General features: G+C 36.8%; 19 protein-coding genes. 9 read left to right on the top strand and 10 right to left on the bottom strand.

Annotation, left to right across the window (positions count from 1 at the left end; translation table 11 throughout):
• Positions 1-5 precede the first annotated feature (5 nt).
• Entirely contained in the window at positions 6-539 is a 534-nt protein-coding gene (locus KXJ69_RS05855; RefSeq protein ID WP_255571226.1) for a KdsC family phosphatase, read from the bottom strand.
• 15 nt (positions 540-554) lie between these two features.
• Complete coding sequence (locus KXJ69_RS05850) at positions 555-1,298, bottom strand: Rossmann-like and DUF2520 domain-containing protein (protein WP_219052039.1); 744 nt, start codon at positions 1,296-1,298, stop codon at positions 555-557.
• Positions 1,299-1,453: 155 nt separating this feature from the next.
• On the opposite strand from KXJ69_RS05850, the gene KXJ69_RS05845 reads away from it, so the two are divergent.
• From KXJ69_RS05845 to KXJ69_RS05825, 5 genes are all read left to right on the top strand, one after another.
• On the top strand, positions 1,454-1,687 hold the full coding sequence (locus KXJ69_RS05845) for a thioredoxin family protein (protein ID WP_219052038.1): 234 nt from the start codon (positions 1,454-1,456) through the stop codon (positions 1,685-1,687).
• Between the two features lie 76 nt (positions 1,688-1,763).
• Positions 1,764-2,027: a DUF2024 family protein gene (locus KXJ69_RS05840; protein WP_219052037.1), complete on the top strand. Its 264-nt coding sequence runs from the start codon at positions 1,764-1,766 to the stop codon at positions 2,025-2,027.
• Between the two features lie 52 nt (positions 2,028-2,079).
• On the top strand, positions 2,080-2,685 hold the full coding sequence (locus tag KXJ69_RS05835) for a MarR family winged helix-turn-helix transcriptional regulator (RefSeq protein WP_219052036.1): 606 nt from the start codon (positions 2,080-2,082) through the stop codon (positions 2,683-2,685).
• 6 nt (positions 2,686-2,691) lie between these two features.
• Positions 2,692-3,096: a group III truncated hemoglobin gene (locus tag KXJ69_RS05830; RefSeq protein WP_219052035.1), complete on the top strand. Its 405-nt coding sequence runs from the start codon at positions 2,692-2,694 to the stop codon at positions 3,094-3,096.
• A gap of 70 nt (positions 3,097-3,166) precedes the next feature.
• On the top strand, positions 3,167-6,325 hold the full coding sequence (locus tag KXJ69_RS05825; RefSeq protein ID WP_219052034.1) for a cytochrome c biogenesis protein CcsA: 3,159 nt from the start codon (positions 3,167-3,169) through the stop codon (positions 6,323-6,325).
• Positions 6,326-6,367: 42 nt separating this feature from the next.
• Here KXJ69_RS05825 and KXJ69_RS05820 read toward each other — a convergent pair whose 3' ends face one another.
• Positions 6,368-7,675, bottom strand: coding sequence for a 7TM-DISM domain-containing protein (locus KXJ69_RS05820; protein WP_219052033.1), 1,308 nt, complete (start codon positions 7,673-7,675; stop codon positions 6,368-6,370).
• Positions 7,676-7,823: 148 nt separating this feature from the next.
• On the bottom strand, positions 7,824-9,212 hold the full coding sequence (fumC, locus tag KXJ69_RS05815) for a class II fumarate hydratase (RefSeq protein WP_219052032.1): 1,389 nt from the start codon (positions 9,210-9,212) through the stop codon (positions 7,824-7,826).
• A 147-nt stretch (positions 9,213-9,359) separates the two neighbouring features.
• Between fumC and KXJ69_RS05810 the strand changes: the two genes are divergently transcribed.
• Positions 9,360-9,530, top strand: a complete 171-nt coding sequence (locus KXJ69_RS05810) for a hypothetical protein (protein WP_219052031.1) — start codon at positions 9,360-9,362, stop codon at positions 9,528-9,530.
• A 159-nt stretch (positions 9,531-9,689) separates the two neighbouring features.
• Here KXJ69_RS05810 and KXJ69_RS05805 read toward each other — a convergent pair whose 3' ends face one another.
• On the bottom strand, positions 9,690-10,319 hold the full coding sequence (locus KXJ69_RS05805) for a hypothetical protein (protein WP_219052030.1): 630 nt from the start codon (positions 10,317-10,319) through the stop codon (positions 9,690-9,692).
• Positions 10,320-10,716: 397 nt separating this feature from the next.
• On the opposite strand from KXJ69_RS05805, the gene KXJ69_RS05800 reads away from it, so the two are divergent.
• Together KXJ69_RS05800 and KXJ69_RS05795 are read left to right on the top strand one after the other, a co-directional pair.
• The gene (locus KXJ69_RS05800) at positions 10,717-11,649 is read left to right on the top strand and encodes a peptidylprolyl isomerase (protein WP_219052029.1); all 933 of its coding nucleotides are present in this window, start codon (positions 10,717-10,719) and stop codon (positions 11,647-11,649) included.
• A gap of 25 nt (positions 11,650-11,674) precedes the next feature.
• Positions 11,675-12,250 (top strand): YfiT family bacillithiol transferase, encoded by a 576-nt coding sequence (locus KXJ69_RS05795; RefSeq protein WP_219052028.1) that lies wholly within the window; start codon positions 11,675-11,677, stop codon positions 12,248-12,250.
• A 139-nt stretch (positions 12,251-12,389) separates the two neighbouring features.
• Here KXJ69_RS05795 and KXJ69_RS05790 read toward each other — a convergent pair whose 3' ends face one another.
• On the bottom strand, positions 12,390-12,944 hold the full coding sequence (locus tag KXJ69_RS05790) for a thioredoxin family protein (protein WP_219052027.1): 555 nt from the start codon (positions 12,942-12,944) through the stop codon (positions 12,390-12,392).
• A gap of 107 nt (positions 12,945-13,051) precedes the next feature.
• On the opposite strand from KXJ69_RS05790, the gene KXJ69_RS05785 reads away from it, so the two are divergent.
• The gene (locus tag KXJ69_RS05785; protein ID WP_219052026.1) at positions 13,052-13,363 is read left to right on the top strand and encodes a phosphoribosylpyrophosphate synthetase; all 312 of its coding nucleotides are present in this window, start codon (positions 13,052-13,054) and stop codon (positions 13,361-13,363) included.
• Between the two features lies 1 nt (position 13,364).
• Here KXJ69_RS05785 and KXJ69_RS05780 read toward each other — a convergent pair whose 3' ends face one another.
• From KXJ69_RS05780 to KXJ69_RS05765, 4 genes are all read right to left on the bottom strand, one after another.
• Positions 13,365-14,981 carry a SulP family inorganic anion transporter gene (locus KXJ69_RS05780; protein WP_219052025.1) on the bottom strand — a complete coding sequence of 539 codons (1,617 nt, stop codon included), beginning with the start codon at positions 14,979-14,981 and terminating at the stop codon, positions 13,365-13,367.
• Between the two features lie 61 nt (positions 14,982-15,042).
• Complete coding sequence (locus tag KXJ69_RS05775; protein WP_219052024.1) at positions 15,043-15,216, bottom strand: Lacal_2735 family protein; 174 nt, start codon at positions 15,214-15,216, stop codon at positions 15,043-15,045.
• 66 nt (positions 15,217-15,282) lie between these two features.
• Positions 15,283-17,802: a M14 family metallopeptidase gene (locus tag KXJ69_RS05770; RefSeq protein ID WP_219052023.1), complete on the bottom strand. Its 2,520-nt coding sequence runs from the start codon at positions 17,800-17,802 to the stop codon at positions 15,283-15,285.
• Positions 17,803-17,885: 83 nt separating this feature from the next.
• Positions 17,886-18,263 carry a PUR family DNA/RNA-binding protein gene (locus tag KXJ69_RS05765; protein ID WP_219052022.1) on the bottom strand — a complete coding sequence of 126 codons (378 nt, stop codon included), beginning with the start codon at positions 18,261-18,263 and terminating at the stop codon, positions 17,886-17,888.
• Positions 18,264-18,327 lie beyond the last annotated feature (64 nt).

Here is an 18,327-nt window from a genome sequence, read left to right as displayed (position 1 = left end):
TTATTTTATCCTTCTTTAGCACTGGCATCGCCACCGTTAAACCATTTTCCTTGTACCTTAAGAACCTGCTCAATGACATCTCGAACACAGCCTTTTCCACCTTTTTTATGGGAAACATATTTTGAAATATGCTTAATTTCTGGAACAGCATCCTGCGGACAACATGGTAACCCCACCATCTTCATCACCTTAAAATCGGGGAGGTCATCCCCCATATACAATACATTTTCGGGTTTAATGTTGTTTTCGGTAAAGTAGTTTTCTAGCGTACCTGTTTTAAAATGAGCTCCTAAATGTACTTCTGTTACACCCAAACCTTCTAAGCGCTTACGAACTCCTTCATTGCTTCCACCACTAATAATGCAAAGATTATAACCTTGGTCGATGGCAGTTTTGAGGGCAAAACCGTCTTTTATATTCATATTCCGAAGCATCTCACCATCGGTATTTACAATCACGGTGCCATCGGTTAGAACGCCATCCACATCAAAAACAAACGTGGTGATATGTTGTAAGTATTCTTTATAACTTTTTTCCAAAATAGTGTCTTTTTATTAAAATTTACTCTGAATGGATTCAGAAAGTAATGTATATATTTCTTTATGCTTTGGGTCTTTCAATAAAGCCAAATGAGCTTCCATCGTTTTTTTATCGTGTCGTTTGGCTGGGCCTGTTTGCGCTTCCGCTGGTGAAATAGTATTTAACTTCTTTACTGTTTCTAGCATTAATGGTTTCAGTAAATCGAAATCTACATTTGCTTCTTTCAAAAAATCTTCGGCTAAATGAAATAAATGATTGCTGAAATTATTCACCCAAACGGCACCTAAATGTAATTCTTGTCGCTTTTCTGTTGAAACCTCTACAACCTTTATGGATAGTTTTTCGCCTAATTGTTTCAGTAATTGTAAGTCCTCTACGTTTTCGGCTTCAATACAAATAGGGATGTTTTTCCATTTTAGTTTCGCATCTTTTGAAAAAGTTTGAGGCGGATAAAAAACGCCACGTCGTTGTTTTGCTGAAATACTCTGTAATGCTGAAGTGCCCGAGGTATGCACTACGAGTCTGTTTTCAAAAGGTAATGAGGCCGAAAAGTTAGGAATGGCATCGTCTTTTATAGCAATGATATAAACATCGGCATTGGCTACCTTAGCTACATCATTAATAAAGTGAGTCCCCTTTTTTTCTGAAACCTTAAGCGACGGACTATACACCTGAAGGACATTCACCTTTCTTCTTTTAAATGCTTTGTAAAGGTGTTGCCCAACATTTCCGAAGCCAAAAATTACCACTGAAATCATATCACGAATTTAAAATAAATAGACTCAATAGAGGTAAGAAAATGTATTGATTTACATAAATGATTTAGGATTGTTAATAAATTTTATGAGAAATTATTTTTGTAGTTAGGAATCCTTACTATATTTGATTTATTATAAACTTAAAAACAATAAGTATGAAAAAATCAATTTTTTATCACGCAGGATGCCCCGTATGTGTTAGCGCAGAGCACGACATAATTGGTTTGGTTGGTGCCAATAATGTGGAAGTAGTAAACATTGGGGAAGATAGATCCCGAATTTCTGAAGCAGAAAAAGCAGGAGTTAAGTCCGTCCCAGCACTAGTGACCCCAAATGGCAACACCTTACATATTAACTACGGTGCTTCCATGGCAGATGTAAAAGGATAATTTTTAATTTGAAATGTTAGGACTCCTAAATTGTTATTGAAGTCCTAACATTTTATCAACCTAAAAGAATAGAATTATGAATCTATCAGTTTGGGACACCTATGTTGCAAGGGACGATGGTAAAATTATGCATTTTGACATTCTTGTCCCTAGTGACTTACTAGATAAAGATGTTATTTTTCAGTTTGGAAAAAAGTATCTTAAGCGTAAGCAAATTTCATCGTCTACCATAACGACCAACGAGTGTAAATTTTGTCATTTAGAGCAAGCTACCCACGAAATAATGGAACAAATTCAGAAAAATGGGTACTTTATAATAGAAATGGAAAACTGTAATTAATTTAATTAGGATTACTAACTTTGCCTACCAAGTAATCCGTGGTAGGTTTTTTATGGAGCATAATACCTTTAATCCAAAAGAGCAAGAGTTTGACCTTTCTAGTAAAATAGTTGTAGGGTTAGAACGTGTTTCGGGAGTATTTAAGATTTTGCTTTGGGAAAAAGCCAAGAGGGTTGGATTAAGTCCTATTCAAATTCAATTATTAATTTTTATTGCATTTCACAAGCAAGAACTTTGTAACGTGAGTCATCTAGCCAAAGAATTTAACGTCACAAAACCTACTATTAGCGATGCAATTAAGGTGCTGGAACATAAAGGAATTGTTGAAAAGGATTTCTCTTCTGCAGATAGTCGTAGTTTTAGTATTTTTTTGTCTCCATCGGGTAAAGAATTGGTATCTGAGGTAAGTGATTTTGCAAACCCTTTAAAAACACATCTTAAAGGATTTAGTCAAGATACACTAGAAAGTTTATTTGGCACATTAAGTGAGCTAATTTATAAACTCAACCAAAGTGGAATCCTAACCATACAACGCACCTGTTATGGGTGTAGTTTTTACGATAAGAATGAAGACAGCGATTTCTGTAACCTTCTTGGTAAGGCGTTATTACCTCAAGATATTAGAATAGATTGTCCAGAGTTTGTTGAAAGCAAATAAAATTGAATGAAGGTGGTTAAACAAGATATACAAACAAGAGAAGATGTGCACCTATTAGTTACCACTTTCTATTCAAAAGTAAGAAAGGACGAATTGTTAGGCCCCATTTTTAACCCCATGATTCAAGATTGGGAAGAGCACTTTGAAAAACTTACTGATTTTTGGGAAGGAAATCTCTTTTTTAGAAAAAAATACCTTGGAAATCCACTTTTAAAACATGTAGAAGTTGACAAGTTTCACCATGGAACAATTGAAGCGAAACACTTTGGCATTTGGCTAAACTTATGGTATGAAACAGTCGATGCCCTTTTTGAAGGGGAAGTAGCGCAAAGAGCAAAAAATCGAGCACGAAATATGAGCACCTTTATCCATTTAAAAATATTTGAAGCTAGGAACAAAACCTCAAATTAAAATCAATCAATTAACAAATTTTAACCCGCTTTTTTTCACTATTTAACTACCTTTGCACAAAATTTTTCGCATGCAAAAGAAACTTGCCGCAATCCTTTTCTCTACAAGACTTACCGCTATTTTATTTATCGTTTTTGCAACTGCTATGGCAGTGGGAACTTTTATGGATCAAGGGTACGAACGTCCACCCTCTCCTTATGCCCGTGAAATGATTTTTAATGCGTGGTGGTTTGAGGCAATCATGGTTTTCTTTGTAATCAATTTCTTAGGGAATATGTTTCGATTTCGACTGTTCCGAAAAGAAAAATGGGCCACCTTATTACTTCACATTTCTTTTATTTTAGTGCTCGTTGGAGCCTTCGTTACAAGATACATAGGGTACGAAGGAGTCATGCACATTCGAGAAGGCGCCACCGAAAGCACATTCCTTTCTGAAAATACCTACCTCACAACCTATATCGATGGGGATTATAAGGTTGACGGTGTACAGATGCGTCGATTTTTGGACCCAAAATTACTGCGACTTTCAGAGAGATTGGATAATAATTTTAGCATTAATACCGACTATAATAAGCAGCCCGTCACCATACAATTTAAAGAGTTTATAGAAAATGCGAAGGAGGATTTAATTCCTTCTGAAGAAGGTGATGAATATTTCAAAATTGTAGAAGCGGGAGATGGAAATCGCCACGAACACTGGTTAAAAGTAGGGGAGGTTGCCAATATTCATAATTTACTTTTTGCTGTTAATAATGATACTTCGGGCGCTATTAATATAACAACTACAGATAGCACTTATACCATCGAAAGCCCTTTTGAAGGGACATTTATGCGTATGGCAGACCAATTACAAGGTGAGGTTTTAGCCGACAGCGTTCAAGAATTACAATTACGCTCATTATATCAAATAGCAGGGACCGCTTTTGTATTTCCAGAACCTGTTACTAAAGGAAACTACGGAATCGTAAAAGCAGATAAAGCGGACAAAACAGGAACAGATGCCCTTATTTTAGAAGTAAGCTCCAACAATGAAACCAAGACGGTAAATTTGCTGGGTGGAAAAGGATTAGCTCCAGAACCTGTTACCACGGAGGTGGGCGGACTTAAAGTAAGTCTTGCCTATGGCTCCAAGGCTTATAAGTTGCCTTTCAGTATTACGTTAAACGATTTTATTGCTGATAAATATCCTGGTACCGAAAAAGCCTATGCTTCCTTTAAAAGTAAGATTACGGTAAATAATTCTGAAACAGATTTCTTCGATTATGAGATTTATATGAATCACGTGCTAGACCATCAAGGCTATCGCTTCTTTCAAGCCTCTTTTGATCCTGATGAAAAAGGAACAGTACTTTCGGTAAATCACGATTGGTGGGGTACTTGGATAACGTATATAGGTTATTTTCTACTCTACATCGGGTTGATGGCTATTTTATTTGCACCTAATACCCGATTCAACGATTTAGAAAAAATGTTGAATAAGATAAAAAAGAAGAAAGCAAAGCTAACCACGATTTTGGTGATGCTAATTTCTTTGACTGGTTTATCGCAAGATTCGGGTCAACATTTGCTTCAAAAAGCGGAAGCAGATTCCGTCATAAAAGCGAATATTGTTTCTGAAGCCCATGCTGCTAAATTTGGACGTTTAGTCATTCAGGATAATGGTAGAATGAAGCCCATAAATACCTTTGCCAGTGAACTACTTCGAAAAGTAAGCGGTAAAAACTCTTTTGAAGGCTTAAATCCAGATCAAACATTTCTTTCGATGACCGAATTCCCAACTTATTGGTACGGGATTCCCATTATTAAGTTAGACTGGAGAAACGACAGTATTAAAAAGATTTTGGGCGTGCCCAAGGATGCTAAAAGTATTTCCTTACTTGATCTATTTGACGAAAGAGGAAATAATAAAATTGATCCCTATATTCAAGAAGCTTCATCGAAAGTAAACCCTAATCAGTTTGAAAAGGATTTCATTAAACTTTACGAAAAGTCCTATTTGCTGAATGAAGCATTGGGCGGTGGTATTTTGAAAATATTCCCAATACCAGGCGATTCTAATAACAAATGGCTTTCATATCCAGAATTGGAACAAGCACAATTTAAAGGAATGGACTCGCTGTATGCAAAGAATATTCTTCCGTTGTATTTCGATAGTCTTCGCAATGCAAGAAAAACGGGTGATTATAGTAGGGCAGAAGAGTTTTTAGAAAGTATAACAGGTTTCCAGAAACGCTATGGGAGTGAAGTATTACTTTCAGAAAAGAAGGTTAATACAGAAATTCTTTATAATAAAGTAGACCTTTTTAATAGGCTTTACCATTATTATATCATGTTTGGAGCCTTTATGTTCATTTTTATTATTTTTCAAATATTTAAAGAAAGGAAAATCTTTAAATGGCTGATAAAGCTTTGTAAAATTTCAATTTGGGCGTTGTTCATCTTAATGACTTTCGGGTTGGTGGCACGATGGTATATTAGTGGCCATGCCCCTTGGAGTGATGCCTATGAAAGTATTATTTATGTAAGTTGGGCAACTGTGTTCTTTGGGCTTGCCTTTGGTAGGAAGAGCGATTTAACTGTGGCAGCAACTGCCTTTGTAGCTTCTATGTTGCTATGGGTGGCGCATTTAAGCTGGGTAGACCCTGCCATTGCCAATTTACAGCCCGTCTTGGATAGTTATTGGCTTATGATACACGTTGCTGTGATTGTAGCTAGTTATGGTCCCTTCACACTCGGAATGATTTTAGGAGCTGTTGCATTGTTACTCATGTTAATGACAACAAAGAAGAACAAGCTTAAAATGGATTTAAATATCAAAGAAATTACCACCATTACAGAAATGTCATTAACGGTTGGTTTAGTAATGCTCACTATTGGTAATTTCTTAGGAGGCCAGTGGGCAAATGAAAGCTGGGGGCGTTATTGGGGATGGGATCCAAAAGAAACGTGGGCGCTGATAAGTATTATGATTTATGCCTTTGTGATTCATGCAAGGTTAGTTCCAGGATTACGTGGGAGATGGATTTTTAATGTCTTTGCTATTTTTGCTTATGCAAGCATAATGATGACCTATTTTGGAGTAAACTTCTATCTTACAGGACTACATTCGTATGCTAGCGGTGATGTTCCCGTAACTCCTAATTTTGTGTATTATTTAATAACCTTCTTTGTGTTATTGAGTGTTGTATCCTACTTCAGTTATAAAAAGTACTATGTAAAAAAGGGATAAGTTTTTAATCTTATCCCTTTTAAACAATTATCTAATTAACCTCTAATTATAAATATAGTCTGGTTGCTGTTCAACCATTCTATAGTCTTGTTGAATTTGTTCTCCTATTTCTAGTTTTTCATACAACTCTTTCGTCATATCCTCGATATCAGCTTCCGTAGTATTTAGTTTTCTAGCAATTTTTGCATTGTCTTTTCCTTCTGAGATGTACTGCAATAGCTTTATTTCAAAACCATCTAAGTCGTAATGCATGATTAGGTTTTCTAGATAGACATCTTCTACCAATTTTTCGGCTTTTTGGCGGGTATTCAAAACTTCTTGTCGTTTTAAGAAGATTCTCATTTCAACTTGTCGCAATGCGTTTTCCTCCTTAATAGCCTGCATTCTAAACATATTAGCATAGGTTAGAATCAGCATTTCTGTAATTACTGCTGCCTTTATATGGAAGGTTTGCGTAGACAAAAATTCTATCCCTATAGGATTTAGAACAAAGAAATCAAAGCAAAACAATAGCGGAATAAAGGATGCAATCACGTAGAATTTTGCATAATTCTTTCGGCTAAATAAATACACTCCTGCATTAAAATAGGAAAAGAGAGTAGCAAATAAAGCCACATTTGCAATGGTTGCAAATATTTCCTTTTGAGTTATAGCACTAAAGGCTACTGCCACAGAAGCAATACAAAACAAAGGAAGTGTTACCCATTTCATTCTAGGCATAAACTCTTTTAAATTTAAATAGCGAGAAGCAAAAATAGCACTGCACGCAACAGCAATAAACAAAAGTAATGATTGTAGGGTAGGAATTACCTCTTTTACTTCCCAATTCAATAAACTGACCAGACCATCACTAAAGAACAATAATAACGCTGTTCCTGTGATTGTAAAGGAATAAAAGAGGAAAGTTTTTTCATCGAATAAGAAAAAGCAAACCAAGTTTAATAACATAAGGGTGGCCACAAAGCCGTAAAATAGCCCTTGATTAAATATGGTAACAATGTCTGTGGACGCTTTTTCCTGAATTACCGTTTGGTCATCAAAAATAATGAAGGATGATCCGCCTCCAGAAGTATTTTTTTTGTAGGAAAATTCTTCATTATTGAAAAAATGATCAGAAAACAAAAAACTCCCATTGTAATACAACGATGCATCTACAGGTGTAATAAAATAGGAAGGATTCATCACTGTATTTGGGCCGTTAAATTCGGCACCTGATTGCTTGTAAAGCACTGTATTTTCAAGGCTTTGAAGCGAAATGCTGTTTGCCTTAATTTGGGCTTTATAGGTCTTATTTTTGGCAAATGTAGCCGTCGATAAGACCATTAAAAGAAGTAAAATTACTGTCCTCATAATAAGTAGGTTTAATCTATTTGGGACTACCAATATAATTAAAAATTACATTTAATCTAATTTTTTTGCACTTTATCGGGATTTTCGTACAAAAAAAAGCTGCCCATAGGACAGCTTAATCAATTTTATGAATGAAGGTTTATTGCTATTATCCTACCATATCTTCAGGTTTTACCCAAGCATCAAATTCCTCTGCAGTGAGATAACCAAGGTTTACAGCTTCTTCTTTCAAGGTGGTTCCGTTTTTATGAGCTGTATTAGCAATTTCTGCAGCCTTATAATACCCAATTTTAGTATTTAAGGCAGTAACCAACATTAAGGAATTATTTAATTGCTTTTTAATGACTTCGTGGTTAGGTTCAATACCTTGCGCGCAATGTTCATCGAAAGAGACACAGGCATCTCCTAGTAATTGCGCAGATTGTAAAATATTAGCGGCCATCATAGGTTTAAAAACATTAAGCTCGTAGTGACCTTGCATACCACCCACTGCAATTGCCATATCATTTCCAATGACTTGAGCGCAAACCATGGTTAGGGCTTCACATTGTGTTGGATTTACTTTACCGGGCATAATGGAAGAACCTGGCTCATTGGCCGGGATGGTAATTTCTCCAATTCCGCTGCGAGGACCACTGGCAAGCATTCTAATGTCGTTAGCAATTTTATTCAAGGAAACCGCCAATTGTTTTAAAGATCCGTGAGATTCAACAATGGCATCATGTGCAGCTAAGGCTTCAAATTTATTTTCTGCAGTGATAAAGGGTAATCCTGTAAATTCTGCAATATAGGCTGCTACTTTTTCCGAATATCCCTCAGGTGTATTAATTCCTGTTCCTACAGCCGTTCCACCCAGTGCCATTTCAGATAAATGAGGTAGCGTATTTTTTAACGCTTTTAATCCGTGTTCGAGTTGCGAAGCATAGCCACTAAATTCCTGTCCAAGGGTTAAGGGGGTAGCATCCATTAAATGCGTGCGACCAATTTTTACTACTTTATTAAAATCTTTCGACTTTTTCACTAGTGTTTTATGCAATTGCTCCACGCCGGGTATGGTTACTTCTACAATCTTTTTATAAGCAGCAATATGCATTCCTGTAGGAAAGGTGTCGTTGGACGACTGCGATTTATTTACATCGTCATTTGGTTGAAGCGTTTTATCGCCCTCTCCAATAGTTTTTCCAACGAGTTGGTGGGCACGATTGGCAATTACTTCGTTTACATTCATATTACTTTGCGTGCCACTTCCTGTTTGCCAAATCACTAATGGAAATTGGTCATCATGTTTTCCTGCTAAAATCTCATCGCAAACTTTTGAAATAAGATCTCTTTTTTCTTCAGGAAGCACCCCTAATTCACAGTTGGTATACGCGGCGGCTTTCTTTAAATACGCAAATCCGTACACCACTTCAAGTGGCATAGAAGCTGGGCTTCCAATTTTAAAATTATTACGAGAACGCTCTGTTTGTGCACCCCAAAGTTTATCGGCAGGGACTTGCACCTCGCCCATGGTATCTTTTTCAATTCGGTAGTTCATAATACTCTTTTTAAAAGCTTTGCAAAGGTACGAAATCGCAGGCGTTCGTTCAAGGTTGAAAATGTTTATTTGCAGTTAATAAATTGCTATTTCGTATTGTATTTTCTGAAAAAAAGCTGTTATATTTGCACAACAAAACACGCTATTATGTTTGAATTTGATCAGTACCTCGGATTTTTAGCCTTTTTAACCATTTTAACCATTGGGTTTTGGTTAATGATTTTCCTAATCTCTTTTGTCCCTTATTGGATTACTGGGTATTTAATTGAAAATTTCAAACTAAAGCGTGAAGCCAAAAGAAAAGAATTAGAAGGATAGTATTTCCTCTTTACCATATATTAAAAACCCAGCCTAATAGCTGGGTTTTTATTTTATTGTTCGAAAATTTATTCTAAAAAATTACTATTCCGGGTAAATTTTTGAAGTCTCCTTAAAACTCATAAGGTGGCAATATATTCAGTTTGTACCTTCTTAAAATTAGTGAACGATGGAAAATATCCAAACAATATAAAACCATATAATACCCATCCAAGTAATTCCATGTATTCTTTTCAATGTGACTTTATCATAAATTAACAACGAAATGAATAAACCAGTCCAAATAATAAATTCGAATGCTATAAAACTTAAATCACCCCCAGGACCAAGCTTGTCCGCCACTCTTCCAATAATGGGTCCTAAGACATATAGTGTTCCAATGTAAAGTAGGCGCTTGTGCTCAATAGGTTTTTTTCTTTTTAAATAGGCTAATAAGACAAATATTGTGAAAGAAAGAGTTAATATTCGATTGGCTTTCACAAAACCGGGCATCACAGACCATCCTTCAAACTCAGCATAAAATACATAAAATGTACTCAACACAACACCAATGGCAATGCCCATACCCCATAGCCCCAGATTCATATGGGTTCGATAATTGCCTTTCCTTATGAAATTAGATTGTACAACTAAGATTACAAACCATGCCAGAAAAAATAGTCCATGAATAATAAATTTAGGATCACTATTGCTTTCCTGTCCAATGTCCGTTAACAAATTGTCCGAAAAAGCAATAATTGATAAAAGGAGTAAAATGATACTGGCAACAAGGAAGTAATTTTTTTTCATTAGTCACAGCTTTAATTAAGTTGCCACCACTTGTTTATTGCCAACTTGTGGGATACCCAGATTAAAATCGAATCTGAATACATCAAATATAATAAATAACATAATCCGTTGAATAGACTAGGAGTTGTATTTTTAGGTACAAACCAATTTATTATAATCTCAAAATTATTCTGCTTCAATTTTTAAAAAGTATCGAAAACTAGTTCTTGCCAGCATGAATCGATGTTCGGTTTTTAAAGAATACTATAAATGGAATTAGGGCAAAATTCCTCGATCCATTTAGGCTAGTGATTTGAATTCTACTATTTTTTTCACTAAAATTTTAAATTAGCATTTCATCTCTTACCCAAAAGTAAACAGCAATTGTTACCTTTGCACCTCACAAAAAAGTAACACAATGCAAGACGGTATTTATGCAAAAATCAATACGCCAAAAGGCGTTATTACTATACAATTAACATACGATGTAACACCAGGAACGGTGGGGAACTTTGTTGCCTTAGCCGAGGGAAACCTAGAAAACGCGGCCAAGCCACAAGGAACACCGTATTACGATGGGTTAAAATTCCACCGAGTAATTCCAGATTTTATGATTCAAGGAGGTGACCCCGCAGGAACGGGAAGTGGTGGACCAGGCTATAACTTTGACGATGAGTTTCATCCTACCCTTCGGCACGATGGTCCAGGGGTATTGTCGATGGCAAATGCAGGTCCAGGAAGTAATGGAAGTCAGTTTTTTATCACGCATGTAGCAACCCCATGGTTAGATAATAAACACACCGTATTCGGAAATGTGATAGAAGGACAAGATGTGGTAGATAGCATTGCACAAGGCGATACCATGGACACAGTTGAAATTATTAGAGTAGGGACTGAAGCTGAAAAGTGGAATGCCGTTGAAGCTTTTAGAAGATTTAATGGAGTCAAAGCCGAAAGAGAAACAGCGGCTAAAAAAGCTCAGGAAGAATTGCTAACTAGTATTTCTGAAGGTTTTGAACAAACCGAAAGCGGACTCCGTTACCAAATCATACAAAAAGGAAATGGTGCCCAAGCCGAAGCAGGTAAAACCGTAGCTGTTCATTACAAAGGCATGTTTGCAGATGGTGGTGAGTTTGACAATTCCTTTAAGCGCGGGGAGCCTATCGAATTTCCTGTAGGAATGGGCAATGTGATTGCTGGATGGGATGAAGGAATTCAGTTGTTAAAAGTAGGGGACAAGGCACGATTTGTTATTCCGTCGCACTTAGCCTACGGAAGCCGTGGTGCTGGAGGGGTGATTCCGCCAGACGCTACTTTGGTTTTTGATGTAGAATTAATGGATGTGAAATAAAAATTTCATCTAAATATTTTTTAAAATGCCTTTCAAAACGAGGGGCATTTTTTATTTTAGCGAGATGGATATAGAACAATTAAAATTCCCCATTGGGAAATTCAAAAAACCCGAAACAATTTCGGCAGAAGACCTACACGAAGCCATTAAAGTGCTCCAAATTTTTCCAGAACAATTAAAGCTAATCACTTTAAATTTAAAGGAAGAAGTATTGGATAGTCCCTATCGTCCTGAGGGATGGACCATTCGACAACTCATCCATCATATTAGCGATAGCCATCACCATTGTTATAATCGAATCCGTTGGACGCTAACCGAAGATAAACCCACCATCAAGGCATATAATCAAGAGTCATTCGCTAAAATGTTCGATTACCAAAAGGCGCCTATTGCTTGGTCCTTATCACATATAGAGGCGGTGCATCAAAAGATAGTATATATCCTTCAAAATCTTACAGACGAGCATTGGGAGCGTGTTTTCATTCACCCCGAAAGCAAAGAAGAGGTCGGAATGAAACACCTAGCGATGCTCTATTCATGGCATAGTATGCACCATTTTACGCACATTAAGAATGCATTGTTGATGTTGGGTAATGAGTGAAGGGTGAAAGGTAAAGGGTTAAAGGTTAAAGGTAAAAGGTGAAATCCAAATTAAACTAACTATTCTTAATTCTAATAAAATAGTAGTCTTGTATCTTGTAGCGTAGTGGTCTTACGTCTTTTAGCCAAGCGGTCTTACATTACTTCCACTTTATATTACATCCCATGCTGGGCTTTTGGTCTTTACGCTGGGGATGATTATTAAGAATATTATCCATGGCTTCGCGTAAATCTCTTCCGTTAAGGGGGATGCTATTTCCCGGACGAGAATTATCTAACTGACCTCGATACACCAGTTTTAATTCGGAGTCAAATAAATAAAAATCGGGCGTGCAGGCAGCATCATAGGCTTTTGCTACTTTTTGTGTTACGTCGTATAAATATGGAAAATTATACCCTTCTTTTTGAGCGTGACGGTACATGGCTTCGGGACCGTCTTCAGGATATTTTGAAACATCATTACTACTTATTGCCACAAAGCTAAAACCAGTAACGCGATAGTCATTACAGACCCTTATCAGTTCTTCATTTACATATTTTACATACGGACAATGATTGCAAATAAACATAATCACGGTCCCTTTTTCACCTCTTAATTGCTGAAGGGAATAGGTGTCTTTGGTCACAGTATCTACCAAAGAAAAGTCTGGAGCTACTGTACCTAATGGAAGCATGTTTGAAGGAGTGAGTGCCATAGTTTTTCTTTATTAGTTGAAAAGTACGAAGAAAGTTACAGCTAAAGAAATGCTAAAGTTTTGTTTGTGCCATTTAATTGAAGTATCTTTTTGGTAATCAATAACGTATGAAAAATTCATATAACACATTAGTAGAAGCCATAAAGGACCTTCAGGAAAAAGGTTATACTGTAGATTTTAATCTGCATGATGATGGACTTGAATCGAAAGGTCAAAAGAAAATTTGGTGCTCAGATGATCTAGAGGTAGTTAAATACTATCGTTTTGAAGGAATGACGAGCCCCGACGACAGTTCTATATTATATGTTATAGAAACCTGCGATTCACAAAAAGGATTGCTCGTAGATTCTTATGGCGCCACAGAAAGCAATGTCTCTCCCGAGATGATTAAAAAACTACGAATCACCCATAGAGAATAGACTATACTTCAGCATCCAATAAATCGGTTACCACATGATAACGTGGGTCGTCAATAGCATTTTCTATGTGGTTTTCAAACTCAGGATTCCACTTTAATAATATTTCTTTACAATCGGGGCTTAAGTGAGTTAATTTCACATTTTTTCCTTGTTCTAAATATTTATTAGCAACATTCCGAAGCGCTTCTACACCCGAATGATCCGAAACTTTCGACTCCATAAAATCGATTTCAACACTTTGTGGGTCATTAGCAATATCAAACTTTGAATTAAACGCCGTGGTGGAACCAAAAAATAACGGCCCCCAAATTTCATAGACCTTTGTACCATCTTCTTTAATACTTTTTCGCGCCCGAATCATAGTGGCACTTTTCCATGCAAATACTAATGCCGAGATAATAACTCCAGCAATTACAGCAACTGCTAAGTCTTTCCAAACCGTTATGGCCGAAACCGCTAATAATACAAAGGCATCAGACAAAGGAATTTTATGCAAAATTCGAAAACTACTCCAAGCAAATGTTCCAATAACCACCATAAACATCACACCAACGAGCGCTGCAATAGGAATTTGTTCAATTAACGAAGAACCAAAAAGAATAAAACACAGCAGGGCTATAGCCGCTATTGCTCCTGATAGACGTCCGCGACCTCCTGAAGTAACATTAATAATCGATTGACCAATCATGGCGCAACCTCCCATTCCTCCAAAAAGTCCGTTTAAGATGTTAGCGCCTCCTTGCGCCAAGCATTCACGGTTTCCACTTCCACGAGTTTCGGTGAGTTCGTCAATGAGGTTCAGGGTCATTAAGGATTCAATTAAACCAATAGCAGCTAAAATAAAGGCTGTAGAAAGGATTAAATCCCAGTGTCCTGTTATCGTACTAGTAAATTCGAATAACCCGTATTGAAAGGAGGGAAGCGATCCTTTTAAACCTTCACCACCACCTTCTTTTATAAAGGAACCAACCGTGCTAACGTCTAGACTTCCGAAGATGGTAATACAAGCTACCACAATAATGGCAATTAAAGCTGCAGGAACTTTTTTGGTGAGTTTGGGTAACCCAAACATAATTCCCATTGTTAAGGCTATTAAGCCTAGCATGGTCCACAATTCGGCCCCTTGAATCCATTGCGTAGTGCCATCAACATTTTCTTTAAACATTCCCAGTTGCGACAGGAAAATAACTATAGCCAATCCGTTTACAAATCCCATCATCACAGGATGCGGAATTAAACGCACAAATTTTCCAAGCCGGAAAACCCCCGCCAATATTTGAATAGCTCCTACAAATAGCAGGGTGATAAATAACCATTGTAGTCCTAGGTTTTCAACAGGATTGTCCAGCGCGAGGCCTACTTCATTTCCCTTTTGAATTAAATGCACCATCACCACCGCCATTGCACCTGTAGCACCACTAATCATTCCTGGTCGACCACCAAACAGCGCAGTAACGATTCCCATCATAAAAGCACCATAAAGTCCTACTAATGGGTCAATTCCTGCTACAAAGGCAAAAGCCACGGCTTCTGGAACTAAGGCTAACGCAACGGTAAGCCCCGAAAGGATATCATTTTTAGGGTTTTGAGTAAAATTTTTAATGGTGTTTTGCCACATGACTATTGCTTTTCAAAAGCGGCAAAGGTAACCATTTCAAAAAGAGTAAAAACCCTTTTACTTATTCATATTTTTGCAAATTTTCAATTTGCTCAAGAATTTTTTGGGCTTCGGCATATTTTTTATCGCTTTCTACACGATTGTTAGTAGAGAGTTTATGCCAATCACTCATTAGTGATTCATACTTCTTTTGAAGTTTTTCAATTTCAGACTTTCCTTTGAATAATTTGAACATATCAATTTTTTTTGAAAAATAAACATCAAAAAGTTGAAAAGCTGTTAAGGAACTTACAATTTTTGGTTACATCTCTCCTCCAAAGAAAATAGCATTCATTAATAATTTATTGGTTCCATACCAAAACGCTCTAAAGTTAGTATTGTCTGTAAAATACATCACCCGCCCTTTTCCTAATCGGCTCGTTTTAAAAGGCACCGTGTTTTTTAACAAGGAAAGATTTTTTGAAGAAATATACCCACTCAATAATGGATTTGAAGTGTATTGAATAGGATTGTTATAACTGTCTTTATCTGCTGTCACAAACATGGTGGTATTTCTGAATAATGGAAGCGTAGCATTTTTATACCCAAAGGCAATTGGGTGGGAACGATCCAGTTCGGCTTCAAAAATAGCACCACCAATAACTTGAGCTCCGTAATAATCGCCTCGTTGTTCAAATGAAATATTTTGTGCCGTATCTTTTTCAGTTTTTAATTCCATTTTTAGCAATTCGTTGCTGTTTAGCCATTTACCACTATTTCTAAAAGCAATAAGATTTCCACCATTTTTGGTCCAATCTTTTAATTTTTCGGTGGTGTTTTTGTCGGGACCACTGCCCCAAGTAGCAGGTAAAATGATATCGGTGTATTTGCTTAGATCCGTTCTGGAAAGATCATTGACCTCTAATTTCGTAATCTTCATTTGGTAACGTGTGTCAAACAAATGCCAGATTTCGCCTGCATCATACGGATTAATTCCATCACCCACAAGCACAGCCACTTTTTGAGGTGTAATCGCTCTAAATTCTCCACTGCCTAAATCAATTCCTTGTGTTAATCCCGTAGCTACTGAAGCTATGGATATACTAGCATCGCCACTAACTTTCTTTATAAAACTGAAAAGCTCCGCATCATTTAATTTCTGATTTTGAACAGGAATTAAAATAGTACCATAATCGTACTTCTTTCCTTCCACTGTAAAAGGCTGCATCGCTACTTTTGCTCGAATATCATTTTCCAAAATAGCACTTAATGCCTTAGGGGCATAGTACTCATGCCATTCCATTAAATAGGCATATGCATTAGGGTTTGGAACGGTTGGGGTTGGTAGTTTTAAATCGGTAACTTCTAATCCCATTTGTACCGTGGAAGATTCTTCGAAATCTAAATTAAATGCTAGCGGAAACGACCAAGCACTTATGTCGTAAAATAAGCTATCTTGAAACGTAGTTCGTTTCTCAAACATCGCATTGATTAGGCGAGATTGTTTTTGATTCTTTGGAATAGCAAAAGCATATCCCTTTTTAAAAGTTTTTCCATTGGAAGTATAATCTGAATACAATTCACGAAACTTAATTTTATGTCTTTGAAGGATTTCGGCCAAATGATAGGTTTTGGCGGCATCTTTTTCGTCTCCAAAAACGAAAACACGATTATCTTTTGAAGCTTCAGATCGTGCATTTGCATAAAAATCACGCTGATAGTTTAGCATTTCGGTTCGCATACTTACAGCAGCTTCCAAGGTAGAAAGCGCGGCTGTAAATTGATTCCGAATGGTATATGGAAAGGTTAAAATTCCATTTTCACTTTCTTGTGCGTGTCCACGTGAGGATCCTTGTTCAAACAAAATTCCAACCGCACCATTGATATCTGGAAAAGTAGATCCTTTACCGTAGTAAAAATCGTCGTAGTCTTCTTCTGTGTAATAGAAACTACCTAGTTTGTTAAATGCTTTTGCATGGAATTTACCAATGGCCGCAGTTAGTTCTTGGTTTTTCTTTGGTGTTAGTGGATGCGTTCTACTAGGAATCCCAGGTTGAAAGAAAAAGGTAGAATTAGTCCCCATCTCGTGATGGTCTGTTAAGATATTAGGATACCAATCGTGAAACGTTTTAATACGTGCACGGCTTTCGGGTAATTGCGCAGGAAGCCAATCTCTGTTTAAATCGAACCAATAATGATTGGTGCGCCCACCTGGCCAAACCTCACTATATTCTCTATCGTTTGGGTCTGGATTAATGTTTTGTGCTTTATGCTGGTTTGCCCACGTAGAAAAGCGTTGGAGTCCGTCTGGGTTAAATGAAGGGTCAAATAAAATGATGGTATTCTTCAGTAACTCTTCAATTTTAGGGCCTTGTGCTGCCGCTAAATAGTAGGCTTCGGCTAAGGCTGCATTACTTCCGCTTGGTTCGTTTCCGTGGATGGAAAACCCTTGGTAAACCACAATAGGCATTGACTCTATGGCTAAAGCATTGGAGCCATTTTCGGTAAGTGCAAGGTGTTGTGCTTTAAGGGTTTCAATATTTTTATGATTGGAAGGCGAGGTTATGGTTAGCAGAAGGATAGGTCTGCCTTCAAAGGTAGTACCGCGGTTTTCAATGGTTATTCGGTCACTCGCTTCAGCAAGAGCATACATATAATACACCAACTTGTCGTGGGTGATATGCCATTCGCCAACTTCGTGCCCTACAATACTTTTTGGGGTGGGAATATTTGGATTGTAGGTTACATCGGTTGGTAAATAGTACGATAAGTCGATTCTTTTGTCTTGCGAGTTTACTAAAATTGAAAAAAGTAAAACGAAAGCGAGTATAAATTTCTTCATATGGTATTTTATCTAAAGTTTTAAAGATAAAAAAACCGCCCAAAAGTGGAGGCGGTTTCATAATATTTTAAGATTTACTGAAATTATATATCATCAAATTCGATATCGGTAAAGCTTGAAGTTTCGGTAGAAGCTTTTTCAGTTTCTTCGGTATCTTCTTCTCTTTTGTAATCTTTTTGATGTCTTTCGCTAATCACTTCATCACCTTTTTCATCAAGGATGTACTGAATCATCTCCTCTAAATTGGCTTTAAAATCGGTAAAGTCTTCTTTGTACAAATAAATCTTGTGTTTTTTGTAGTGAAAAGATCCATCATCATTAGTAAACTTTTTACTTTCTGTAATGGTTAAATAATAATCACCTGCTTTGGTTTCACGTACATCAAAAAAATAAGTGCGTCTTCCAGCACGCATCACTTTTGAATAAATTTCTTCTTGCTCCATCATAAATTGCTGACTCATAAATTGGTTAATTTTCCTTTAGCTTTTGCCAAAAATCTAAAAAAAAACCAAATAAGCAAAGGAA

This window comes from Halomarinibacterium sedimenti (genome assembly GCF_019312585.1).
In the GTDB taxonomy this organism is placed as follows: domain Bacteria; phylum Bacteroidota; class Bacteroidia; order Flavobacteriales; family Flavobacteriaceae; genus Halomarinibacterium; species Halomarinibacterium sedimenti.
The sequence above is the reverse complement of the archived record's forward strand: the minus strand, read 5'-3'. Positions and strand labels throughout refer to the sequence as shown.